This is a genomic window from Salinispora vitiensis (assembly GCF_000378825.1).
In the GTDB taxonomy this organism is placed as follows: Bacteria; Actinomycetota; Actinomycetes; order Mycobacteriales; family Micromonosporaceae; genus Micromonospora; species Micromonospora vitiensis.
Window position 1 is genome coordinate 3,988,746 of sequence record NZ_KB900388.1, and the last position, 23,238, is coordinate 4,011,983.

22 protein-coding genes and 1 tRNA gene are annotated in these 23,238 nt (G+C 70.2%); 13 read left to right on the forward strand and 10 right to left on the reverse strand.

Annotation, left to right across the window (positions count from 1 at the left end; translation table 11 throughout):
• The first annotated feature begins 176 nt into the window (after positions 1-176).
• The 3 genes from SALPAC2_RS0118865 to rarD are packed head-to-tail and all read left to right on the forward strand — an operon-like array spanning position 177 to position 2,721.
• On the forward strand, positions 177-782 hold the full coding sequence (locus SALPAC2_RS0118865; RefSeq protein WP_026184892.1) for an NADH-quinone oxidoreductase subunit C: 606 nt from the start codon (positions 177-179) through the stop codon (positions 780-782).
• Positions 782-1,744, forward strand: coding sequence for a complex I subunit 1/NuoH family protein (locus tag SALPAC2_RS0118870; protein ID WP_026184893.1), 963 nt, complete (start codon positions 782-784; stop codon positions 1,742-1,744). Before SALPAC2_RS0118865 ends, SALPAC2_RS0118870 begins: the two co-directional genes overlap by 1 nt.
• Before the next feature lie 29 nt (positions 1,745-1,773).
• Positions 1,774-2,721 (forward strand): EamA family transporter RarD, encoded by a 948-nt coding sequence (gene rarD, locus SALPAC2_RS0118875; protein ID WP_018218199.1) that lies wholly within the window; start codon positions 1,774-1,776, stop codon positions 2,719-2,721.
• 11 nt (positions 2,722-2,732) lie between these two features.
• Here rarD and SALPAC2_RS0118880 read toward each other — a convergent pair whose 3' ends face one another.
• The 3 genes from SALPAC2_RS0118880 to SALPAC2_RS0118890 form a co-directional block, all read right to left on the reverse strand.
• Complete coding sequence (locus SALPAC2_RS0118880; protein ID WP_026184895.1) at positions 2,733-3,443, reverse strand: SDR family NAD(P)-dependent oxidoreductase; 711 nt, start codon at positions 3,441-3,443, stop codon at positions 2,733-2,735.
• Between the two features lie 488 nt (positions 3,444-3,931).
• Positions 3,932-4,558, reverse strand: coding sequence for a hypothetical protein (locus SALPAC2_RS25055; RefSeq protein WP_018218201.1), 627 nt, complete (start codon positions 4,556-4,558; stop codon positions 3,932-3,934).
• Between the two features lie 264 nt (positions 4,559-4,822).
• Complete coding sequence (locus SALPAC2_RS0118890) at positions 4,823-5,884, reverse strand: glutathione S-transferase family protein (protein ID WP_018218202.1); 1,062 nt, start codon at positions 5,882-5,884, stop codon at positions 4,823-4,825.
• A 238-nt stretch (positions 5,885-6,122) separates the two neighbouring features.
• On the opposite strand from SALPAC2_RS0118890, the gene SALPAC2_RS0118900 reads away from it, so the two are divergent.
• The 7 genes from SALPAC2_RS0118900 to htpX all read left to right on the forward strand — a co-directional run bounded on the left by SALPAC2_RS0118900 (position 6,123) and on the right by htpX (position 13,927).
• Entirely contained in the window at positions 6,123-6,854 is a 732-nt protein-coding gene (locus SALPAC2_RS0118900) for a NuoI/complex I 23 kDa subunit family protein (protein WP_018218203.1), read from the forward strand.
• Complete coding sequence (locus SALPAC2_RS0118905; protein WP_018218204.1) at positions 6,851-7,450, forward strand: NADH-quinone oxidoreductase subunit J family protein; 600 nt, start codon at positions 6,851-6,853, stop codon at positions 7,448-7,450. The genes SALPAC2_RS0118900 and SALPAC2_RS0118905 overlap by 4 nt, the downstream gene beginning before the upstream one ends.
• Positions 7,447-7,830, forward strand: a complete 384-nt coding sequence (gene nuoK, locus SALPAC2_RS0118910; RefSeq protein ID WP_018218205.1) for an NADH-quinone oxidoreductase subunit NuoK — start codon at positions 7,447-7,449, stop codon at positions 7,828-7,830. The genes SALPAC2_RS0118905 and nuoK overlap by 4 nt, the downstream gene beginning before the upstream one ends.
• A gap of 58 nt (positions 7,831-7,888) precedes the next feature.
• A complete protein-coding gene (locus SALPAC2_RS0118915; protein WP_018218206.1) occupies positions 7,889-9,838 on the forward strand; it encodes an NADH-quinone oxidoreductase subunit 5 family protein in 1,950 nt (649 codons plus the stop codon).
• Positions 9,835-11,346, forward strand: coding sequence for a complex I subunit 4 family protein (locus tag SALPAC2_RS0118920; RefSeq protein ID WP_018218207.1), 1,512 nt, complete (start codon positions 9,835-9,837; stop codon positions 11,344-11,346). The genes SALPAC2_RS0118915 and SALPAC2_RS0118920 overlap by 4 nt, the downstream gene beginning before the upstream one ends.
• Positions 11,347-11,365: 19 nt before the next feature.
• Positions 11,366-12,934: an NADH-quinone oxidoreductase subunit N gene (locus SALPAC2_RS0118925; protein ID WP_018218208.1), complete on the forward strand. Its 1,569-nt coding sequence runs from the start codon at positions 11,366-11,368 to the stop codon at positions 12,932-12,934.
• A gap of 123 nt (positions 12,935-13,057) precedes the next feature.
• Positions 13,058-13,927, forward strand: coding sequence for a zinc metalloprotease HtpX (htpX, locus tag SALPAC2_RS0118930; protein ID WP_026184897.1), 870 nt, complete (start codon positions 13,058-13,060; stop codon positions 13,925-13,927).
• A gap of 48 nt (positions 13,928-13,975) precedes the next feature.
• Here the strand turns inward: htpX and SALPAC2_RS0118935 are convergent, their stop codons facing one another.
• The gene (locus tag SALPAC2_RS0118935) at positions 13,976-14,815 is read right to left on the reverse strand and encodes a YoaK family protein (protein ID WP_018218210.1); all 840 of its coding nucleotides are present in this window, start codon (positions 14,813-14,815) and stop codon (positions 13,976-13,978) included.
• A gap of 241 nt (positions 14,816-15,056) precedes the next feature.
• Between SALPAC2_RS0118935 and SALPAC2_RS0118940 the strand changes: the two genes are divergently transcribed.
• Both SALPAC2_RS0118940 and tcmP read left to right on the forward strand, forming a co-directional pair.
• Entirely contained in the window at positions 15,057-15,773 is a 717-nt protein-coding gene (locus tag SALPAC2_RS0118940) for an SDR family oxidoreductase (protein WP_018218211.1), read from the forward strand.
• Between the two features lie 258 nt (positions 15,774-16,031).
• Positions 16,032-17,213, forward strand: a complete 1,182-nt coding sequence (tcmP, locus tag SALPAC2_RS0118945; protein WP_018218212.1) for a three-Cys-motif partner protein TcmP — start codon at positions 16,032-16,034, stop codon at positions 17,211-17,213.
• A 31-nt stretch (positions 17,214-17,244) separates the two neighbouring features.
• On the opposite strand, the gene SALPAC2_RS0118950 is transcribed toward tcmP, so the two are convergent.
• Together SALPAC2_RS0118950 and SALPAC2_RS0118955 are read right to left on the reverse strand one after the other, a co-directional pair.
• Positions 17,245-18,003 carry a DUF5131 family protein gene (locus SALPAC2_RS0118950; RefSeq protein WP_026184898.1) on the reverse strand — a complete coding sequence of 253 codons (759 nt, stop codon included), beginning with the start codon at positions 18,001-18,003 and terminating at the stop codon, positions 17,245-17,247.
• A gap of 267 nt (positions 18,004-18,270) precedes the next feature.
• On the reverse strand, positions 18,271-18,765 hold the full coding sequence (locus SALPAC2_RS0118955; RefSeq protein WP_018218214.1) for a YajQ family cyclic di-GMP-binding protein: 495 nt from the start codon (positions 18,763-18,765) through the stop codon (positions 18,271-18,273).
• Positions 18,766-18,912: 147 nt separating this feature from the next.
• On the opposite strand from SALPAC2_RS0118955, the gene SALPAC2_RS0118960 reads away from it, so the two are divergent.
• Positions 18,913-18,996 (forward strand) — tRNA-Tyr (locus SALPAC2_RS0118960).
• Between the two features lie 63 nt (positions 18,997-19,059).
• Here SALPAC2_RS0118960 and SALPAC2_RS0118965 read toward each other — a convergent pair.
• The 4 genes from SALPAC2_RS0118965 to SALPAC2_RS0118980 form a co-directional block, all read right to left on the reverse strand.
• On the reverse strand, positions 19,060-20,505 hold the full coding sequence (locus SALPAC2_RS0118965; protein WP_018218215.1) for a tyrosine-type recombinase/integrase: 1,446 nt from the start codon (positions 20,503-20,505) through the stop codon (positions 19,060-19,062).
• Complete coding sequence (locus tag SALPAC2_RS0118970; protein WP_018218216.1) at positions 20,502-20,702, reverse strand: helix-turn-helix transcriptional regulator; 201 nt, start codon at positions 20,700-20,702, stop codon at positions 20,502-20,504. Before SALPAC2_RS0118970 ends, SALPAC2_RS0118965 begins: the two co-directional genes overlap by 4 nt.
• Entirely contained in the window at positions 20,699-20,896 is a 198-nt protein-coding gene (locus SALPAC2_RS25060; protein ID WP_018218217.1) for a hypothetical protein, read from the reverse strand. Before SALPAC2_RS25060 ends, SALPAC2_RS0118970 begins: the two co-directional genes overlap by 4 nt.
• 268 nt (positions 20,897-21,164) lie before the next feature.
• A complete protein-coding gene (locus SALPAC2_RS0118980) occupies positions 21,165-23,120 on the reverse strand; it encodes a DUF3987 domain-containing protein (RefSeq protein ID WP_018218218.1) in 1,956 nt (651 codons plus the stop codon).
• Positions 23,121-23,238: the final 118 nt, after the last annotated feature.

The window sequence follows — 23,238 nt, forward strand, 5'->3', positions numbered from 1 at the left end:
ATCCTCATCTTCGCGGAGGGCGGCGGGCGCTGGCGCCGAATGCCACCGCGGACCCCCGGTCGAGCCCCACCGGCCGGCGGCGCCCCGGTCGAGCCATCGGCCGTCCGCCCGCGCGGTGGAGAATGGCCCCCGCTGGGCAACGCACACCGACCCCAGCGGGTCATAGGATCGGCGACATGACTCTGGACGAGGTAGGCCAGCGGATGGCCGCGTTGCTCGCCCCGGTTGAGGTCACCACCTCGGTCTCCGGCGGTCAGGCCTACGCCCGCGCCACCGTTGACGTACCCGCGGAGAGCTGGACCGACGCGCTGCGCGCGGCCCGGGACGACGCCGAGCTGGCCTGTGACTTCTTCGACTGGCTCTCCGCGGTGGACGAGTTGGCCGCCGGGTTCGACGTGGTGGTGCACCTCTGGTCCAGTACGCGTCGGCACGGGCTGCTGCTGCGCACCCGGGTGCCCCGCGAGGCGCCACGGGTCGCCTCGGTGGTCGACATCTTTCCGGGCGCGGCCTGGCACGAGCGCGAGACACACGAGATGTTCGGCATCGACTTCGTCAACCACGTCGGCCTCAAGCCGCTGCTGCTGCCCCCGGAGTTCGAGGGGCATCCGCTGCGTAAGGAGTTCGTCCTCGCCTCCCGGGTGGCCAAACCCTGGCCGGGGGCGAAGGAGCCGGGCGAGGCCAAGGCCGGTGGCGGTCGCCGGCCGATGCGCCCACCGGGCGTGCCGGCGCCGGGGGAGTGGGGCCCGACGCCGACTCCCCCCGAGGGCGGGGGGACGGCCTGATGTCGCCCTGGGTGGAGCTGCTGCTCCGGGTCGGCGCGGTGCTGGTCGCCTTCCTCACCCTGCCGCTGCTGGTCGGCCAGGCCGAGCACAAGATCATGGCGCACATGCAGGGCCGGCTGGGCCCGATGTACGCCGGCGCCTTCCACGGCTGGGCGCAGCTGATCGCGGACGGCGTGAAGTTCGCCCAGAAGGAAGACATCACCCCCGACGGGGCGGACCGCCCGGTGTTCCGGCTCGCCCCGGTGGTGGCCCTGGTGCCCTACCTGCTGGTGCTGCTGGTGATCCCACTCGGGCCCGGCGACCTGGTCGGGCAACCGCTGGACATCGGGCTCTTCTTCGTGCTCGCCGTGGTCGGCGTCGGCGTGGTCGCGGTGCTGATGTCGGCGTGGGCCTCCGCCAACAAGTACAGCCTCCTCGGCGGTCTGCGCGCCGCGGCCCAGCTACTCGGCTACGAGTTGCCGTTCGTGCTCGCCGCCGCGTCGGTGGCGATGGCGGCCGGCACGCTGAGCCTGCCGGGCATTGTCGAGGCGTGGCAGCCCTGGTGGCTGATCTGGCAGGCCCCCGCGATGATTGTCTTCTTCGTGGCGGGGCTCGCCGAGATCCGGCGGCCGCCGTTCGACATGCCGATCGCCGACTCGGAGCTGGTGTTCGGCTACCTGACCGAGTACACCGGCCTGCGCTTCGCGTTCTTCCTGCTCGCCGAGTACGTGGGGGTCGTGGTGATCGCCGCGCTCACCACCGTGCTGTTCCTCGGCGGTTGGCAGGGGCCGTTCGCCGACGCGCAGCTCGGCTGGCTCTGGACGCTGCTCAAGGTCGCCGCGGTCAGCTTCGTGATCATCTGGTTTCGGGTCAGCTACCCACGCCTGCGTGCCGATCAGCTCCAGCGACTCTGTTGGCTGGTGCTGGTCCCCGTGTCGCTGGCCCAGCTCGTCCTGACCGTCACCGTCCGCATCGCCCTGTAGCGCATGCTGTCCCTTAGCGTTGCGGAGTGATGCCCCGCAAGCTCGGCTACCTGTACGGCATCGGCGCGTACGTGCTCTGGGGCTTCTCCCCGCTCTACATGAGACTGCTGCGGCCGGCGGGCCCCCTGGAAGTCCTGGCCCACCGGATCGTCTGGTCCGTGGTCTTCGTCGCGCTGGTGCTGGCGGCGATGCGCAACCACCGTTTCCTGCGCGCGCTGCTGCGCAGACCGCGGGCCCTGGCCGCGCTCGGCATCGCCGCCGCGCTGGTCGCCCTCAACTGGGGCACCTACATCTACGGGGTCAACTCCGAGCGGGTGGTGGAGACCTCCCTCGGATACTTCGTCAACCCGCTGGTGGTGGTGCTGCTCGGAGTGTTCGTACTGCGGGAGCGGCTTCGCCCCGCGCAGTGGGCGGCATTGGGCGTGGGTGGGGCGGCGGTCGTGGTGCTGACCGTCGACTACGGCCGCCCACCGTACCTGGCGCTGGTCCTCTCGTTCACTTTCGCCGGGTACGGGCTGGTCAAGAAGCGCCTCGGCCTACCCGCCGCCGAGGGGCTCTTCGTGGAGTCGGCGGTCCTCGCCCTACCCGCGCTCGTATACCTGGCGTGGCTGGGTGGCACCGGCGGGGCCGCGTTCGGGGCGGTGTCGGCGGGACATACCGCCCTGTTGGTCTCGGCCGGAGCGGCAACCGCGATTCCCCTGCTGATGTTTGCTGGCGCGGCCAACCGGCTGCCGTTCACCAGTCTCGGGATGCTTCAGTACCTCGCCCCGATCCTCCAACTCGGCTGCGGCGTCATCATCTTCCGCGAGCCGATGCCCCCCGCTCGCCTGGCGGGCTTCGCCCTGGTCTGGCTCGCGCTCGCCGTCTTCACCGTCGATGCCGTCCGCGCCGCCCGTCGCTTCCCCCCGCACCCTGCGGAAGGAGCTTTGGCCGCGGCTCAACCCGGAGCAGGCACTTCACCGTCCCTGCGTCGTTAATCCTTCGACGATCACCATTGCAGCGGCTCCCGTCGGTAGAACAACTGCCCGGTGGGACCGCTGTCTGGCAGTGTCGCCAGCCAAGCGAAGGTGTCGGCAGCCTCGTCCGGAGTCTGCTCTGCCTTCCCGTAGGCCATTCGGGTGGCTACCTTGCCTGGTGAGGCGGCGTTCACCAGGATGTTCGCCACATGGAGCTCCGCGGCCAGGATGCAGGTCAAGGCGTTCAGCCCGGTTTTGGAGATTCGGTAGGCCACGCTGCCAGAATTCATCTGCCCGAAGGTGCTCATATGGGTAGTGACGTTTACGATGCGGCCATACCCGAGTTTGCGCATTTCGGGTATGGCCGCCGTGCAGCAACGCCAGGCTCCCATCAGGTTGGCATCAATGGTTGCTCGAACCTTCTCCATGTCTGCCGCACTTGCTTGCTGGCCTCGGTCGATGGCTATGGCGGCATTGTTTACCAGCACGTCCAGCCGACCATAAGTGACTCCAGTATCTGCCATGACGCGGACGACGCTCGCCGGGTCGGTCACGTCGAGTTGGTGCGACGAAACCGACAGCCCTTCCTCGCGAAGCTTCGCCGCAGCCTGTTCGGCGGCCTGTTCACTTCGGGCCGTCAGCACCGCATGTAGGCCTTGCGCGGCCAGTCGCCGCGCGATCGCGTAGCCGAGTCCTCGGTTGGCTCCCGTAACGACCGCTACGCGCTTCCCAACGTTGTTCATCCGACTATGTGATCAAACCGTGGAGCTGATCGTCCAGAACGGTGTGCTCGGGAATGGAGGCGGGCGTCGTGCTTCACAGTGTGCTGGGGGTGCGGCTACGGTCGGAAGGGTTTGGCCGCCTTGGGCGAGAGCCTTTGGGTGGGGCCGGGGTTGCGGGTGGGTGGCCGCGGCAGGCGATTGCGTCGCCGGACCTGCTGCTCGTGTGGGAGTAGGAGTTTGGCCATCTGCCGGAAACGATTGACGAAATTATCTGCAGGTGCCGCAGGTGCCGCAGGTGCCGCAGGTACTTGCGGGTCGCGTGCCTGCGGCAGAAACGCCGCTACTGATGTATTCGCGTCGAATCCGCACTGTTCATGGGTGAGGCGGCCCGGTTCCGTTGAGGTCGGCCGCCACAAAGAAGGCAGCTGCTCGGGTGCCAACCCTCAGTTTCCGTCGGGGGCGTGCCGCCCCGATCGGCGGAACCCGGCGCCCCCGCACGATCACCCCGATCACCGCAGCCGGCCGAAGCACCGAAGCGACGGCGGAAAGCATTCCTGCAGGCCACGACCAGCATGATCGCCGGTCCACTCCGTCTGTTCGCCGTATGGGACATCGGTCACGACGAGATCCGGTTCGCTGTCTCCGACCGCTGCGGCCAGCGCCGTAGGGTCGAAGACGTCGGCCTGCCGAACGGCATACGGCAGGGGCCCGCCAGCAGCCTTGAGTCGGAGGCTCAACCGTCCCGCCGCGGCCGAGGCCGCGGCGTAGCTGGGCTTGCCGAAGCGTTGCGCCCGCTCGGTCAACTGCACGGCCCGTGCCGCCAGACCGCCGTCGGCGAGCAGATCCATATTGGCTGTCGCCAACGGCAGGGCCGCGGCGGCGTCGATGTCCGAGGCCAACAGTCGCTCAATCGACCGTCGGTGCAAAATCCCAAGCACGGTCAGTAGGTGACCGCTGCCGCAGCACGGATCCCACAGGACCATTGGTTTGGTGCCACCGCGTATGTCAAGCGCGTGTTGGAACACCTCGGACGCGAGCCGCACGGGGAAGGCGGGAAAGCCGGGTGCAGAACGGAGTACCGCCCCGCTTGCGAAGTCGCCGTAGTCGTCCCGGGTCGTCTCGTACCGATAGCCCACTGTGCTCCGATCTCTCCACGGGCAGGGTAGCAATTAGTGTGGCGGGTGTTGCGGCTCAGCTACGCCCCCGCGAGAAGCGGCACGCATACCTTGAAATCGGCTGTCTGGTCTAGATGCCATGGAATACCGCCGCGCTCTCCCCGAAGACACCTGGGCCAACGCAGAGGTATCCGGGACGGGGGCCCGGTCCGGCCCACGCCGAGGCGGTGTGGGCTCCTGGTGTGGTGATGCCGCCGGCATCACCAAGGACAATGCCGTGGTCCGTCAGCGCAGGGGGGTGTGTGCGGGTTCGACCCGTTCGGCCGGAGGGGGCGGCGGTGGGGCGGTGCCGTCGCCGAAGGGGCGACCACCCAGCTCCCCCCGACCGTGCGGTGTCAGCCAGTTCGCCAGGTCTGGGCCGAGCGGGACGATCGCGGTCGGGTTGAGGTCCCCGTGCACCGCGTAATAGTGCCGTTTGATGTGATCGAAGTCGATGGTGTCCCCGAACCCGGGGGTCTGGAACAGGTCCCGGGCGTACGCCCAGAGCACCGGCATCTCGGTCAACTTGCTGCGGTTGCACTTGAAGTGGCCGTGGTAGACCGGGTCGAAGCGGACCAGCGTGGTGAACAGCCGTACGTCCGCCTCGGTGATCGTCTCCCCGACCAGGTAGCGGCGTTCGGCGAGCCGGTCGCTCAGCCAGTCCAGCCGGTCGAACAGCCGCCGGTACGCCCGGTCGTACGCCGACTGGCTGCCGGCGAAGCCGCACCGGTAGACCCCGTTGTTGACATCGGCGAAGACCACCGCGTTCACCTCGTCGATCTCGTCCCGGAGTCGCTGCGGATAGAGCTCCGGTGCCCCGTCACGGTGGTACGCGGTCCACTCGGTGGACAGGTCGAGGCTCATCTGCGCGAAGTCGTTGGTCACCACCTGCCCGGTCGGTACGTCGACGATCGCCGGTACCGTGATCCCGCGGTCGTAGCCGGGGAAGCGGGCGAAGTAGGCGTCCGCCAGCCGTTCGATGTCGAGCACCGGATCCCGGCCACCGGGGTCGAGGTCGAAGCTCCAGCTTCGCCGGTCGTGGGTCGGGCCGGCGATCGCCATCGAGAGGACGTCCTCCAGCCCGAGGAGCCGTCGGACGATGACCAGCCGGTTCGCCCACGGGCAGGCGCGACTCACCGCCAGCCGGTACCGCCCCGGCTCCACCGGCCAGCCGTCCCCGCCGTCGGCGGTGATCCGGGTGGCGATGTAGCGCTGATCCCGGGTGAACTCGCCGCCCGGCTCGACGTACCGTCCGCCGGTGCGGCGCGGCGCCGCCTCGCCGCTGCCCGCCGTCGCGCCCTCGGTCACGCCGCCCCCTCTGGTCGTCGCGATGCGCCCACCACCCATCATCGCCGGATCAGTCGGTGCGCGAAGCGTCGCGCCGTAACCCGGCCGCGCCTCGCCCGACCGATGGGTCACCCGCCGGCGGTGGCCGACAGCCGCAGCTGGCCCCGGCCGACGGTCGCCACCCGCACCGGCCGTCCGCCGCAGCCCGCACCCGGGTGGTGGTCGCGCCCGCCGGGGGGCACAGGGCAGGATGGTCGGCATGACCGACCCCAGCGAGCGCAGCGACCCGGCCGACGGTGAGCGCAGCCTTCCCGGCGCGGGCCTGGTCAAGGGGCTCGCGGTCACGCTGAAGACGATGACCCGCCGCTCGGCCACTCAGCAGTACCCGGATGTCGCCCCGGCGTTGCCGCCGCGCTCGCGCGGTGTGATCGCACTCCTCGCGGAGAACTGCACGGTCTGCATGCTCTGCGCCCGCGAGTGTCCGGACTGGTGCATCTATATCGACTCGCACAAGGAGGAGGTGGTGGTGCCCGGGGCGGCCCGCGCCCGGCAGCGCAACGTGCTGGACCGGTTCGACATCGACTTCTCGCTCTGCATGTACTGCGGGATCTGCATCGAGGTCTGCCCGTTCGACGCGCTCTACTGGTCCCCGGAGTTCGAGTACGCCGAGTACGACATCAAGGACCTCCTGCACGACAAGGAGCACCTCGGCGAGTGGATGGGCACCGTACCGCCGCCGCCCGCGCACGACCCGAACGGCGAGCCGGCCAAGGAAGAGACCGCCGCCACGCGGAAAGCCGCGATCCCGACCAACCCCGCCGAGCGCCCGACGGCCGCTCCGCCCCGCTCCACCGAGCGCCCGACGGCCGCCCCGCCCCGCTCCACCGAACGCCCGGCGGCCGCCCCGCCCCGTGCCGCGGATCGCCCCCCGCCCCGACCCGGGGCCCGACCAGCCGGGGACACCGCAACCGGGGAAGGCCCGACCCCGTGACCGGCACCGACGCGCTGCTGCTCGCCCTGGGCGCGCTGGCGGTCGGCTCCGGCGCCCTGGCGGTAGCCACCCGGCACTTGGTCCGGGCCGGCCTCTACCTGGTGCTCTGCCTCGCCGCGGTGGCCGGGATGTACCTGGTCCTCACCGCCGAGCTGGTCGCCTGGGTGCAGGTGCTGATCTACGTGGGGGCGGTGGTGGTGCTGCTGCTCTTCGCGGTGATGCTCACCCGTGCCCCGATCGGCGCCTCCACCGACCTGGACCGACCGGGTTGGCCGGCTGCCCTGATCGGCGGCGGCACCGGGCTCGGGCTGGCCGCGCTGCTGGTGGACGCGTACCGGTGGTCGTCGGTGCCGCTACCCACGGCCGGTAGCGCCGAACGGATCGGGGAGCAGATCTTCGGCAGTTGGGTGCTGCCCTTCGAGGTGCTCTCGGTGCTGCTGCTCGCCGCCCTGGTGGGGGCGATCATCCTGTCCCGCCCGGACATCGGACGGTCACCGGTGGGCCCGGCCGGCGGCAGCGGGGCGGACGAGACCCCCGCCGCAACCCCCACCGAGACCCCAACCGGGACCTCCACCGAAGGCAGGCGGTCCCGTTGAGGCCGGTCATCCCCTACGTCACCGCCGCCCTGCTGTTCGGGCTCGGCACCTACGGAGTGCTGCGCCGCCGGAACGCCATCCTGGTGCTGATCGCGGTCGAGCTGATGCTGAACGCGGTGAACCTGATCCTGGTCACCGCCGACACCACGGTTCGGTCCCAGCTGCCGCACGGCGGCCAGGTCTTCGCGCTGTTCGTGATCGTGCTGGCCGCCGCCGAGGTGGGCGTCGGGCTGGCCATCGTGCTGCAGCTCTACCGGATGCGCGCCAGCGTGGCCGTGGACGAGGTGCCGCTGGCCGAGCCCCCGTCGCCGAACGCCCCGGCCGAGCCGTCAGCGCCCCCGCCCGCCACGGCGGCCACCACCGGGGAGGCAGACCGGTGACCACGCCCACCACGGCCGCCCCGCCCACCACGGCGGCCACCCCTGGGGAGGCAGACCGGTGAGCACGCCCGTCCTGCTCGGCACGCTGCTGCCGGCCGTACCCCTGGTGGCTGGCCTGCTCGGGCTCCTGCTGCCGCCGGCGTCCCCGGAAGCCGGTACGGCCCGGCGGCGGGCCCGCCGGGCGGCGATCACCCTCGGGACGACCGGCGCGGCCCTGTCGTTACTCCTCGCCGTCGCCCTGCTGGCCACCCTCGACGCGCCGACCGAGGCCACCCGGACCTGGGTCGACTTCGGCGGCCTGACGGTCACCCTCGGCGTCCGGCTGGACTCGACGGTGGCGCTGGTGGCGGTCGCCGTCGCCGCGGTGGCCCTCGCCGTGCAGGTCTACTCGATCGGCTACCTCCGGAACGGCCCGCACGACGAGGTGGACGTCGACCACCGCTACCCGCCGTACGCGGCCCAGATCAGCCTCTTCACCGCCGCGATGCTGCTGGTGGTGGTCGCCGGAGACCTCATCCTGCTGCTGATCGGCTGGGAGGTGATGGGCCTCTGCTCGTACCTCCTGATCGCCCATGAGCGACGGCTGCCCGCGGCACCCGGCGCCGCGATGAAGGCCTTCCTGGTGACCCGGGTGGGTGACGTCGGCTTCCTGCTCGGGATCGCGCTGCTCGGCGTCTCCGCGGGCAGCTTCCGGATCGCCGACGTGCTCAGCCACGACCACGCCACCGGCCTGCTCACCGCCGCCTGCCTGCTGTTGCTCGCCGGGGTGGCCGGCAAGAGCGCCCAGTTCCCGCTGCACACCTGGCTGCCCGACGCGATGGCCGGCCCCACCCCGATCTCCGCCCTGATCCACGCGGCGACCATGGTGGCCGCCGGGGTCTACGTCGTCGCCCGACTCTTCCCCCTCTTCGGGCAGGTGCCGGTCGCCCTGGCGGTGCTCGGCGTGCTGGCCTCGATCACCCTGCTGCTCGGCGCGTTCGCCGCCATCGCCCAGGACGACCTCAAGCGGGTCCTCGCCTGGTCAACGGTCTCCCAGCTGGGCTACTTGACCGGCGCGCTGGCCGTGGGGGCGCCCGCGGCGGCCCTGTTCCACCTGCTCACCCACGCCGCCTTCAAGGCGCTGCTCTTCCTCGCCGCGGGGGCGGTGATCCACGCCGCGGGTACCGCGCTGATGTCCCAGCTCGGTGGCCTGCGCCGGACGATGCCGGTGACCTTCTGGTCCATGCTGATCGGCCTCGGCGCGCTGGCCGGGCTGCCGCCGCTGTCCGGCTTCTTCAGCAAGGATTCCGTGCTGTACGCCGCCGAGGAAGCCGCCCGGCACGGCGGCCCCGCGCCGGCCTGGGTGGGCTGGTCGGTGTGGCTGGCCGGGCTGGTCGGGGTCGCCCTCACCGCCGGGTACGCCACCCGGCTGCTGCTGCGTACCTTCCTCGGCGCACCCCGCAGCCCGCTCCGTCAGCCGCACGACCCGCCCGCGGTGCTGCGCTGGCCGGTGCTGCTGCTGACCGTCCCGGCGGCGCTGCTCGGTCTGGCCGGATTCTCCGGAACCTTCGCCCGGTGGCTCGAGCCGTACGGGTCGGCCACCCGGCAGCGCCCGTCGGACTTGCTGCCCGCCGACCCGCTGGTGCACGTCGGCCCGACCGTGCTGCTGCCGCTCGCCCTGCTGGCGCTCGGGGCGGGGCTCGCCTGGGCCCGCTGGCGACGAGATCCGGGCGGTGACCCGGCCGTGCTGCTGGGTCCGCTGCGACCGCTCTCGGCTCGCGCGTTCTGGCTCGACGACCTCCAGCACACCCTGGTGGTACGCCCGATCGTGCGGCTCGCCGCTGGCGCGCGTACCGCCGACGAGGTGGTGGTGGACGGCGCGGTCACCGGCAGCGGCCGGGTCGCCTGGTGGCTCGGGGGCGGGCTGGCGGCGTGGCACCGCGCCACGCTGCCCCGGGCCGCCGCCGGTGTGCTGGCCGGCGCGCTGCTGATCGGGCTGGCGGCCGTGTTGATCGGAGGCGACGCATGAGCGGGGTCGTGGGGCAGGTCCTGCTGGTCGCGGTGCTGGCGGTACCGGCGGCCGGCGCGGTGGTCGTCGCCGCGCTCCGGCACGACCGGGCCGCCCGCCTGGTCGGTACGGTGGCCGCCGGGCTGACCCTGCTCGCCGCGCTGCCGCTGGTCACGGGGGGCGACGCCGGCGGGGCGGGCACCGACCCGAGCCCCGCGCTCCGCCCCTGGCATCAGGTGGACCTGCCCTGGGTGCCCGGTCTGGATCTCCGCTTCCACCTCGGGGTGGACGGCATCTCCTGGCCGCTGGTCGTGCTGACCGCGCTGCTGACCCTGCTCTGCTGCGGCTTCACCCTGTGGAAGGTCCCCAGTGGGGGGAGCGGCCGGGCCCTGGTGGCGTTGCTGCTGGTGGTCGAGGTGGGCATCCTCGGCACCTTCCTCGCCCTCGACCTGGTGCTCTTCTTCGTCTTCTTCGAGGTCGTCCTCCTGCCGATGTACGCGATCATCGTTGGCTGGGGTGGGCCGGACCGGCACCGGGCGGCCCGCAAGTTCGCCCTCTACACCCTCTTCGGGTCGGTGCTGCTGCTGGTGGGCGTCCTGGTGGTGGTGACCGCCGCCGGCACCGCGGACATCGTGGCGCTGACCGGCGGCACTGGGCTTTCCCGGGGGCCGCAGCTCGCCGCGTTCACCCTGCTGGCGCTCGCCTTCGCGGTGAAGAGCCCGCTGTGGCCACTGCACTCCTGGCTGCCCGACGCGCACACCCAGGCACCCACCGTCGGCAGTGTGATCCTCGCCGGGGTGCTGCTCAAGATGGGCACCTACGGGCTGATCCGGGTCGCGGTCGGCGTCGCCCCCGAAGGCGCCGAGTGGGCCGCGCCGGTACTCGGCGTGCTCGCGGTCGCGGCGATCCTGGTCGGCTCCCTCGTCTGCCTGGCGCAGACCGAGCTGAAGCGGCTGATCGCGTACTCCAGCGTGGGGCACATGGGCTTCGTGCTCCTCGGTGTCGCCACGCTCACCGGTACCGGCCTGCGGGCAGCCCTGATCGGCAACATCGCGCACGGGATCATCACCGGCCTGCTGTTCTTCCTCGCCGGCGCCATCAAGGACCGAACGCACACCGGTGACCTGGCCAACCTGTCCGGGCTGCGGGAGACCGCGCCCCGGCTGGCCGGCCTGCTCGGCTTCGCCGCCGTCGCCTCGCTGGGCCTGCCCGGCCTGGCCGGCTTCTGGGGCGAGGCCTTCGCCGTGGTCGCCGCGGTCCAGGTCGGTGGTCCCCTCTGGCTGACCCTCGCCGTCCTGGCGGCGCTCGGCGGTGCGCTCACCGCCGCCTACCTCCTGCGGCTGCTCCGCCAGGTCACCCACGGCCGGGCCAGCTCGGCGGTGGCGCGGCTCGGGCCGGGTGTGGCGCGGGCGGAACTGTTGACCTGGGCGCCGCTGGTGTTGCTCACGCTCGCCGTGGGGTTGGCCCCGATCCTGGTCCTGGGCGTGGCCCAGGCGCCGGTGGACGCGCTGCTGCCGGGGCGCCCGTGAGCTGGCTGGAGGTACGGGCATGAGCATGGTGCAGACCGTCGACAACATCGCGCTGCTGCCGGCGTACCTGGCCGCCGGGACGGCGGTGCTGGTGCTCCTCGCCGACCTGCTGGTGGCCCGGGCGCGGGTCACCGTCTCCGCCGCCGCGCTCGGTGCGCTCGCCACCGCCGCCGGCGCGATCCTCGTCGGCGGCGGCGGCGAACGCCGTACCTTCTGCGTCGGCGCCGACTGCTCGTACGTCTTCGGGGGCCGGGCCGCCCTGGTCGCCGTGCTTGTCGCGCTGCTCACCCTGGGCGTGCTGGGGCTCTCCGGGCCGCTGCTGCGGGCCGGGGCGACGCCGGTGGGCGAGTACTGTTTCCTCCTCGCCGCGTCGATGACCGGCGGGGTGGCGCTCGGCGCGGCCGGTGACCTGATCACCCTGATCGTGGCGCTGGAGACCCTAACCCTGCCGCTGTACGTCTTGGTGGGCCTGCGCCGGGGCAGCCTGGCCAGCATCGAGGCGGCGGTGACCTTCTTCGTGGTCAGCGTGGTCGCCACGACGCTGAGCCTGCTCGGGGCGGCCCTGCTCTACGCGACCACCGGCGCGCTGCACCTCGGCCGGCTCGGGGTGCTCTTCGCCGAGCAGCCGGAGCTGCTCGACATCCCGCTGACCACGGTCGCCGTGGCGCTGGTCGTGGTGGGGCTGACGGTCAAGGTGGCGGCGGTGCCCTTCCACGCCTGGGCGCCCACCACCTACGACGGCGCGCCGCTGCCGGTGGCCGCGTACCTCTCCACGGTCTCGAAGCTCGGCGGGGTGGTCGCCCTGCTCGCGGTGGTGCAGCACGCCCTGCCGGCCCGGACCACCGGCCCGGTGCTCGCGCTGCTCGCGGTGTTGACCATGACCGTCGGCAACTTGGTGGCGCTGCGCCAGCGCCGCACCGTACGGCTGCTCGCCTGGTCCTCGGTGGCCCAGGCGGGCTACATCCTCGCGCCGCTCGGCGCGCTGGCCCTCGCCGCGGGCCGCACCGGCGACGCCCGCGCCGCCGCGTACGCGGCAGCGGTGGCGTACACGGTCTTCTTCGTGGTCCTGGAGCTGGCGGCGTTCGCGGCCGTGGTCGCGCTGCGGCCGGCGGGCGCGGACGGCGGCACCCTCGACGAGTTGCGGGGCGCGGCCCGGCGCCGGCCGTGGGCGGCGGTGGGGCTGGCGCTGGCACTGGTCGGGCTCGCCGGTCTGCCGCCCGGTCTCGCCGGACTCTTCGCGAAGGTCACCGTGGTCCGGTCGCTGCTTGACGGCGGCGCCGGCTGGCTGGCCCTGGTGGTGGCGGTCAACGCGGTGCTCGGCCTGGCCTACTACCTGCGGGTTGTCGCCGCGCTCTGGTCCACCGACCGGCCGGCAGCGGTGCCGACTGACCCGACCCCGGCAGCGGCGCCGACTGACCCGGCAGCGGCGACGGGTCCGGCGGTGACGGGTCCGGCGGTGGCGCCGGCCGAACCGGCAGCGGTGCTGGTCCGGGCCAAGCCGGTCGCGGCGGTCCTGGCGGTAGCGACGGTCGTGGCGCTGGTGGTCGGCTTCGCCCCGCAGCTCGTGCTCGACCTCGCCGCCCGCTGACCCCAGCGGGCCTACACCCCTCGTTACCAGGCATTTCACAGCCATATGACGGATGGTTGACGGGTACCGGTGGTGTTGAACCGGTCAGCGGACCAACGCGGTCCGCGCACCGAAGGAGTGACCGTGCACCATAACCGTCTGAAGACCGCCGCGCTGCTCGGCCTGCTCACCGCCCTGATTTTGGCGGTGGGCTACTGGTTCGGCGGCAGTGGCGGACTGGTGATCGCCGTCCTCATCTCGCTGGGGATGAACGGCGTCAGCTACTTCTACTCCGACAAGCTCGCGCTGCGCGCGATGCGGGCGCAACCGGTCAATGAGGCACAGTTCCCCGAGCTCTACCAGATGGTGCGGGAACTGGCCAGCAAGGCCCGGCAGCCGATGCCCCGGCTCTACGTGAGTCCGACCAGACAGCCCAACGCGTTCGCAACCGGTCGGAACCCGGAGAACGCGGCCGTCTGTGTCACCCAGGGCATCGTCGAGATCCTCGACTACCGCGAGCTGCGTGGAGTCATCGGGCACGAGCTGTCGCACGTCTACAACCGGGACATTCTCATCTCCAGCGTGGCCGCCGGCCTGGCCGGCATCATCACCGCCCTGGCCAACCTGGCGTTCTTCATCCGGCTCGGGGGTGACGACGAGGAGGGGCGTAACCCGCTGGTGCTGCTGTTGACCATGATCCTGGGCCCGATCGCCGCCACGCTGATCCAGCTTGCGATCGGCCGTAGCCGCGAGTTCCAGGCGGACGCCTCCGGCGCCCAGCTCACCCGGGATCCGTTGGCGTTGGCCAGCGCCCTCCAGAAGATCCACAAGGGCACCCAGGCGCGCCCGCTGCCGCCGCAGGGGCAGCTCACCAGCGCCGCCCACCTGATGATCGACAACCCGTTCAAGGGCGGCGGGATGGCGGCGCTCTTCTCCACCCACCCCCGGATGGAGGAGCGGGTCGCCCGGCTGGAACAGATGGCCCGCAGCACCGGCCCCATCCAGCACCGCTGAACCGGCGGGGTTCAGGCACCCTCCTCCCGGGTCGGTGCCTGAACCCCCTCATCGGTGGGTACCACGACCTCCGTGTTCGTCTTCTTCTCCAACCGACTCGGCTGCCTCGGCTCGGTGCTGATCAGCGCGATCCTCACGGTGATCCTGCTGCTCATCTTCGCCCGGTGAGCGCGACGGCAGCCGGCGGCGTGACCGGCTGATGGCCGTCGCGGTGGCCAAGACCGAGGCCACCAGCGCCGCGGCCAGCGCCGGCGCCCAGAGCGGCGCGACCCGCAGTACCGCCGCGCCGAGCACCGCGCCGCCGAGGAGCCCCAGCAGCCGGGTCACCCCGGCCGCACCCGCCGCGAACCGGTGCGGGTCGAAGACCACCCCCCGCACCATGGAGGTGAGGGATCCGGTGAGGTACGTCGTGGTGGCGTGCGGTATCCCCGAGCTGATCGTCACCACGCTCTGTATCCCGCTGGCCGCCGCGGCGGCGAAGAGCAGGGTCAGGGTGGCGGCGAATCCGGGGCGCCCCCCGGTGGCCCACCAGCCACCTGCCACGCCGACCAGCAGCAGCACCTGAACCACCATGACCAGATGCGTACGGGAACGCCAGCCCAACTTGGCGTGGCGTAGCGGCAGGGTGCCGCTGGCGACGCCGATCGCGTACCCGCCGACCGCTGCCGACCCGCCGCTGAGCAGGCGGGAGTCCATGGCGACGATATGGTGGCCGAGCTGGACCAGGTTTCCGGTGATCACGCTGGCGAAGAACCCGCCCAGCTGGGTCACACAGAAGACGTCGAGGCAGCCGGAGGCGGTGGCGAGCACGACGAGCAGCCGGGCCACGGCCCGGTGGGATAGGTCCGGGCGAACGAACTTCGCATCCTGCGCCCCCGCCCCCCGCATCCGGCTGCCTTTCCGGCCTGTTGCTCCTCGTCGGCTGTCGTTGTGCCCGGCTGTGGTCCGGCCCGGCTGTGGTCCTGCCCGACCGTCGCTTTTCCGGCCGTCGCCGTTCCGGCCCTCGCCGGGATCGCTTCTTCCCGTGCCGCCGACTTTCATGCTCCAGGCCGGGCACCGAAGACCTGACGTGGTACTGCCGGCGACCCCACTTTGACCTCACGTCAGCTTCAACTGTTCTGATCTTGCAATGAATCTGGACGGACTACGGGTTGCTATTACCGGTGCCGGACGCGACTCCGGACGCCTCCTGGCGACCGCCTTCGCCGAGCATGGCGCGCAGGTGTTTGTCTCGGCCCGCGACGAGGCGGCAGCCAGACGTACCACGGAAATGATCCGACAGCGGGGGCGGGGGAGCGGCGAGGCCTTCGGCTGCGACCTGACCAACCCCGACTCGGTACGCGCGTTCGCGGCGGCGCTGGCCGACCGCACCGAACACCTCGACATCCTGGTCAACAACGGTGCGGGCTACCTGCCCGGCGCGGACCTCGGCGACGCTGAGGACGATCACATCATCGCCACGATCGGCGGCGCCGCGACCGGCACGGTCCTGCTCACCAAACACCTGCTGGCGCTGCTGCGAGCCTCAACGCGGCCGGACATCGTTAACATGGTCTCCGCCTGCGGCGAGGTCGGCCACCACCGTTCGGAGGCCCATCCCGCCTTCTATGCCGCCAAGCACGCCCAGGCCGGCTTCGCCGAGATCATGTCCCATCGGCTACGGGCCGAAGGAATTCGCGTCATCTCCCTCTTCCCGCCGGACTTCGTGCAACACGGTCCACGGGCGGCATCCGACGACCTGACCGCACAATCTGTTGTGGATTGCGTACTCTTCGCGGTCAGTCAGCCACGGGACTGCTTCATCCGCGAGTTTCGCTTCGAGCAGGTCGTGGGCCCGGAGCGCTGACGGTGGCGAGCCCAACGGAGAGTCCGGCCGCCGCCAGGCCCGTCCGACGGTGGCTCCCCAGCGGGGGTGTGTCAACGACAGGCCGGGTAGCGAGGCCCCATCTCACGCGTCCCGTCCAGGATGCCATTCGGCTCGGCCCATTGCGTCGATCCCTCCTGGCGAGGCGTGCAAGGCGTCACCACGGCGGTTCATCACCTTCCGTCTATCGCGACCTTCCGCTAGCGTGGCGCTACCAGCGGTAGTCGCCGGGGAGGGCTTGTGGCCGGGACTGACTTCTTCGAGTCAAAGAAGGCGGCTGCCGTCTTCAAGCATGGCATCTTGAGCCGCTACCCGGTCGTCTTCGCGTCGAAGACGGGCAAAAGCGTCGATGGTAACCGGGTTGTGTTCCTCGATGGCTACGCCGGTAGGGGCGAGTACGGCGACGGGCAGCCGGGTTCGCCGCTGCTGCTGTCGCGGTGTGCTGAGTTCGTCAAGGGCTACCGCAATGTCCTCGGGTTCTTCATCGAGCAGAATCCGGACAACTTTGCCAACCTGGAGCGCGTGCTCGACGAGAAGGGTGGCGACGCTGAACGGGTCCTCCGGCCCGGTTCGGTTGACGAGCACCTTTCCGAAGTCCTAAGGCGAGCCCAGGGCGCGTCGCTGTTCGTCTTTCTCGACCCGTTCGGCCCCGCGTTGGATTTTGACCTCCTTAAGGCCGCCCTGCTCGGTCGGCCGTCGTGGCCGCCCACTGAGGTCTTGCTCCACTTCAGCGTGTTGAGCGTCGCTCGGATGGGCCGTGCTGTACATGTGGCTCGGTCCAGGCGCGGGGAGCTTTCGCCGGCGGATCAGAAGACCGCCGGCCGCCTGGACCGTTTCCTCGGCGGCGACTGGTGGCAAGAACACTTTGTCGGTGTTCGGGACGAAGGCGACGAGCAGCGAGCTACCGAGATTGCCCTGGAGGTCTGTGACACGTACGAGAAGCGCTTGACAGCCGGAACGAGATACCGAGCGGTCAAGATGCCGGTGCGGCCCAGGCCCGATCTTCTACCGAAGTACGTGCTGGCGCTGTTCACGGCCAGTAGCGAGGGAGCCTGGCACTTCGCGGACTCGCTGGGCAAGGCGGGCGTGGAGTGGTCGGTGGCGTGGCAGGCGGACATGCTCCGTAAGGGGGAGAGGTACGGGCAGGGCTCGTTGTTTGGCGATGACGAGTTGCCGACTCCCGAGAGCCACAGCAGTAATCACGGCTCCGAGTGGACGAGGATCATAGCGGGGAACCTCGAACGGCTGCTGGACGAGGTGGGATCCTTCTGCCCTGCCGATTACGTGCCGGATGTCTACGGCGCGACTCTAGGCCAGGCAAGCACCCCTCACGTCCGGAGCGCCGTAAAGCAACTGAGCGGAATATCTGTGGCCAATACGGGCAAGGGCGATTTCTGGAAGGAGCAGCTGCGGCGCCCGTAGGGGTTGTGGTCCGTTGTCCGCAGGCTGGCTTCTACCCGATCGGTGTGAGTTCCCGCGCTGTCGGCATCTCGTCCCATGTCCGGCCGTCCAACTCGCGACCGCCGGCCTTTGGCGTTCTGCCGCCCCACTGCTTGAAGAAGAATGCCGTACCGCCGGCAGTGCATTGGCCGCGCAGGGATCGCACCCAAGCGGGATCGACCGGCCGGCAACCGGGACCAGACTCACCACCGACGATCAGCCAGTCAATGCTCTCCAGGTTCAGGTCGTCCAGCGGGCCGAGTAGCGGTTCGGCCGAGATGAACCGGACGGCAGCGGGCACTCGGCGGAGATGATCGATGCGCTCCGTCTGTTCGTCGTCCTCGACGGAGACACCCATCCAGACGTTGGCTGGCCAGGTCAGTCGGGGAGCGAGCTTTGCAAGCCTCGCGGCTCGTTTGGTGAGTACCTGGTAGGTGTGCTGCGGGGTCGCCGCCATGACTCCAAAGACCTGCTCGACGAATTCGAAGGGAACCTTTGCGTGGAACAGGTCGCTCATCGAGTTGACGAACACGACGCGGGGCTCTCGCCATCGAAGAGGCAACGTCAGCTCACCGGGGTGTACTGCGATTCCGAAGCCCGGTCCTGACGTACGAGGGTCACCGTCTGTCTGATACTTGCCCGACCCCATGGCCTTCAGCCGCTTCGCCAGGGTCAACGCGTAGCAGTGGTCGCAGCCGCGCGAGATGCGATCGCAGCCAGTTGTCGGGTTCCATGTGGCTTCGGTCCACTCGATAGAGCTCTTGTCTGCCATCACCACTCCCCGGCCGGTTGGAACGATTCTGTCGAACGTGCGTACGAAATGAAAGGCGTAGAGGCGATCTTTCTGTCGGGCGAGCAACACAGGGACAGCAGGTGTCGCCGCCCGAATCGACCAACGCGCAAGGCCCAGAGTGGGACGCGGCTCGGCCGCCACCAGGCCGTCGGAGGGCGATCTTGGGCGACCAACGACGACAACTGGCGACGACCCTGCCCAGGTGACACTGCGTAGCCGGGGTGGTGACCAGGCTTGCGTGCCTTCTTACCGGTAGTTGGTGAACTGGAGCGCTACGCCGAAGTCCTCGCCCTTCAGCATGGCGATGATGGCCTGCAGGTCGTCCTTCTTCTTACCGGTCACGCGGAGCTGGTCGCCCTGGATCTGCGCCTGGACACCCTTCGGGCCCTCGTCGCGGATCTTCTTACTGATGGCCTTGGCCTTGTCCGTCTCGATGCCCTGGATCACCTTGCAGTCGACCTTGAACTCCTTACCCGACCCGCGCGGATCCCCGGCGTCCAGCGACTTCAGCGAGATGTTCCGCTTGACCAGCTTCTCCTTGAAGACATCGAGCGCGGCTCGGACCCGCTCCTCGGTCTCCGCCCGAAGGCTGATCGCCTCCTCACCAGACCAGGAGATTTCGGCGCCGGTGCCCCGGAAGTCGAACCGCGTCGAGAGCTCCCGCTCCGTCTGGCGGAGGGCGTTGTCAACCTCCTGACGGTCGACCTTGCTCACGATGTCGAACGACGGGTTGGCTGCCATGCTGATACTCCTGTTGTCCTGGCGGTCTGTCCTGTTACGTGCACTACGGGCCAGCCGTGCGCCCCCTGACGGTACCCGGTTGCGGCCGCGTCGGGGCGAGCCGCTATCCTTGCTCTCGCCGCCGCGTCGCGACGCGGCGGGTGCCCTGGCGGGTTGCCCGAGCGGCCAATGGGAGCGGACTGTAAATCCGTCGCGAAAGCTTCGAAGGTTCGAATCCTTCACCCGCCACCAGGTGCGAAAAGAGGCCCCTGACCAGCGCGAACGCCGGTCAGGGGCCTCTTTCATGAGTCTCACTCAGTCCCGCTTCAGCCCGCTCGATCTCGCGGGTCGCGTCGTATTCGCGTCGGCGTTTTCCGCGATTCCTAGCGCGGCCTCGATCCGGCGGCGGGCGGCTTCCTCCTGTCCGTAGACGCACTTCGCGTAGACCCGCATGAGGACGTGCACGCTGTGTCCGGCCCACTCGGCGACCTGGGTAGCTGGCACCCCGGCGTTGAGCCAGAGCGACACGGCGGCGTGTCGCAGGTCGTACGGTCGCCGGGCCAGGGGTGAGCGCTGCTGAGCCGGGGTGAGCACGTTTGCCCGCGCGTCGCGCCACGCCTTGCCGTAGGTGTTGTTCGGGATCGGCTGGCCGGCGGTGGGCACGTACCGCCCGCCGGGGCCGCGCCGGGTGACGAACAGCTTGCCGTTCGATCCCGGCGGGTACTCCTTGACGTGGTGGTCGAGCAGCCGCACGAGCGGCGGCGGCACGGGTACGTCCCGGGTCGCTGCCTTTGCTCGGTGCTTGAGCTCTCGGTCCTCGGCGGTGTCGTCTCCGTCGCCCCAGTCCCGGCCCACGGCCACCGTCGAGCCGGTCAGGTGCAGTACGCCCCACCCCTTAGGCTGGGCGGGCCGCTCGTACTCGTCTTCCCGAAGGTGAAGCACCTCTTCGGGCCGCAGCGCGGCGTAGTACATGGACCCGAAGAACGCTTCCAACTCGGGCACGGTGCGCCCCACCTCGGCGAGCAGTGCTCGTGCCTGATCGGGGTTGACAACCGCTCCTCGGTCGATCTCATCGGCCGTCTTCGGGGCGGTCCAGCTCACCAGGGTCATTGGGTGCGCGTCGAGTAGCCGCAGCTCAACCGCGTACTTGAGGGCACCGGAGAAGACGGCTCGCTTGCGGGCGATCGTGCTGGCTGACGCGGCGGCACCGTCCATTCGCAGGGCGAGCGTGTCGAGAGCCTTCCGCACCAACGCGGCGTCGGCGAGCGCGGCCAGGTCGACGGTGTTGGCCTTGAGCCAGCGCACGGCGGCGGCGAGGTCGGAAGGTGGCTCCCCAGCGTCTCGGCGGGTCTTGTTGAACACCCACCCGTAGAGCGCGGCCCGTAGCGCCTTGTGGCTGGGCACGCCCCGGTCGGTCGCGAGCAGTGCCGGGGTAACGGTGGCCAGCGTCTCGGCGATGCCCTTGCGGTGCTTTGCCGACGCGCGGGGCCACTTCATGTCGACGTAGGCCACGGCGTGCTCGTACCACGACCGGGTGTTAAGCGCTCGCGCCATTGGCTCGGGCAGGCCGCAGACCTTGTCGAACGCAACGCCTTCCCGCTGCGCGACGATCAGCTTTGCGCGGAAGCTTTCGGCGAGTGCCCGCGTGGCATAGGTCTTTCGGAACGGCTTGTTTGCGACGAACCAGCGGATGGAGTAGCTGGGCTTTTTCTGGCTGCGGTTCGACAGGATGTTCCACACCCGTACCTCGTAGCTGTTCACGCTGCCTCTTCGTGGTCGTTGAGCCAGTTGTCCAGTTCGCGGCGGCGGACATACAGGCTGCCGTTGGGGTATTTGATGGTTCGGGGCGCGCGGCCGGTGGCCTTCCAGCGAAAGAAGGTGGAGCGGGGTACGCGTAGTTCGTCCAGGACTTCGGTGAGGGTGAGCAGGTTCCCGGTGGGGGTGCGGCGGGTGGTCATGGGCGGGGTTCCTCCCTCGGGGTGGCGTGCAGGTAGATGCGGTGGTGGGTGGATGGTGGTCGGTCGAGGTAGGGCCGGCTCATTCGGTGGATGTCGAGCACGTGGGCGAGTGCGGCGAGGGCGGCGGCGGTTTCGGCGGGGGTGCCGTGGAGTCTGATTCGCACGGTGAGGGCCTTTCGGTTGCCACGGGTCATTTGTGCAAGGTGGGAAGGATTTGTCGCAGTGCAGCGCAGGGTGGCCCGCGGAGAGCGCCGTAGAGCCAAGATCGGGGGTGTCTTGGTGTGGATGGTTGGGACTGTTTCGTTTAGGGGCTCTCAGTGGGGTGGCGTGAGTGGCTGTTTGCTTGCGGGGGTGGTGGTTCGTGTTGGTGCGGGGGTGGATGTGGCCTGCCAGAACCGCCAGAACTGCCAGAACCTGTGAGGGGTGGGGGTTGTGACGGTTCTGGCAGTTCTGGCAGGCCGGTTACGCCGTTTGCCGGGGTGTGGGTAGCTCTTGGACGGGTGCGGCGGGTTGGTGTATGTGGGGGTGTACTAGGTAGGTCGGGGAGGGTGGTCGGCCTCCGGTTCGGGGACGCTCTGGTGTTTCTGTCTGTCGGAGGTAGCCGTGTGATTCGAGGGCTGCCAGTGGTGCGTCGAAGTCTGCGGCGGTGGGTAGCTGGGCCGATTTGAGTGCGCGGAAGGCCTCGCGTTTGGTGAAGGTGGTCGCCCCGGTTCGTTCGATCCATGCGGCGACGTGTCGGGCGTTGTGGGTGGTCTTGTCGGCTCCCATGTCGGAGAACGCGGCGAGGGCGTGGGTGGCGTAGTAGGTGCCGAGGAGTGCGGCGCGGTCGATGGTGTCGGCGGCGATGGGGTTGCCCCATCCGTCGCGGAGGTGTTCGGCGAGGTGGATTAGTCCGGCGATGCGGACGATGGCGCCGGTGTATTTGCTGCCCCAGTCCACGATGTGTCCCCAGGCGCCGCCGGGGGCGAGGCGTGGCTCTACGGCGCGTTCGATGTCGAGCACCCGTTCGTTGGCGTCGGGGGTGAGGCACAAGACGGCAGGGTCGGTCCAGTCGGCGAGGCTGCCCACCAGCGCGCCGAGGTTGCTGGTGTAGGTGTCGGTCACGGTGTCAGGTACGGGGTCGGCTCCGATTTTGCGTCGTCCGACGGTGTTCTCAGGCAGGGAGAACAGGATGCGGGCGAGTAGGCCTTTGCCTCGGAAGCCTGGCATGTCGGCGATGTCGCGCAGCACGTCGGGTTGCACGGCCAGGCCCAGGGTGAGGGCAGGGTGCTCGACATGCTCCGAGGGGCGGGAGCGGCGGTTGACCCGCAGCATGTCCCCGGCGTGGCCCTTCAAGAAGACTTCGAGGTTGGGGGTGCCGGAGTAGCGGCCAGCGATGGTGGCGAAGATTCCGCCTTCTGGGGAGAGGACGGCGAGGCGTCCGTTCTGTTCGGCGAGCAGGGAGGCTGCTTCTTCGCTGGTCACGTCGTCGGCGACGAGTTGCGGTAGGACGGGCACGGTGATGGCGTCGGCGGTCATCGCGGCGTCGGTCGCTTCGGCGAGGAGGGTGTCACGGCCGGCGGCGTCGGCGTTCGCGGCGGCGATGGCGGCTTTCTCCGCGGCTTTCCCGGCCACGCGGGCGGCCAGCTGCGCTTCCACGATCGCCGGTTTGGTCCGCTCAACAAGGGCCTTCTCAGCGGCGAGCAGGGGGCCGGTCATGGCGGCGAACACGGCGGACTTGCGGGAGCCGGGCGGTAAGACTACGACGGTGAACAGGTTGGTTGGTTCCCGCCACGACCCGCGTACTTCGACTTCGGCGCGGCCTCCGGCGGCGGTGGACAGCGCGGCGAGGGCGATGCATCCGGCCAGGTCGACGGGGGTTTGGGTGAACTCGGCGACGCCGTGCACCATCTCGGCGACCCAGGCGGGTAGGGCGTGGCTGGGGAAGTCGGGTAGGTGTCGGTGGTCGCCGAGCGGGATCAGCGGCGGCCATTGCGCGCCGTTGGAGGCTTGGTCGAGTATCGCCCGGCCAGTAGCGACGAGGTCGGCTACGTCGGTGCCGTCGTCGGCGCGTTGGGCGAGGTAGGTGCCGAGGTCGGCGACCTGGCGGCGGCGGGCGTGCTCGACCACGATCCGCGCGTAATGCGGGGCGTTCGCGGCGGTGGGCACGGTGGCGATGAGGGTGTGCAGGTACGGGGCTCCACCCACCATGCCGAGGTCGCCGGTTTCGGTGAGGCGGCCCGCTACCGCGATCGGGTCGATCGGCTGTGCGGCGGCGTGCATGTGGCACAGCGTTTCCCAGAGTCGGGTGTGTGCGGGCCGGTAGAAGTCGGCCGGGGTGAGGGTGGCTGCCAGGTCGGCAACCACCTTCGGCGCGAGTAGAGCGGCACCGATCACGGCTCGTTCGGCCGCGAGGTCATGCGCGGGTGGTCGAGTCACAGCAAAGCCACCTCCAACAGGGGTGAGAACTGGGCAAGACGGTGATGACGACCTGGTGGCCAGCGCCCCGTGCGGGGCGCTGGCCACCAGGTGGTGAGGGCGCGAAGCGCGCCAGTCA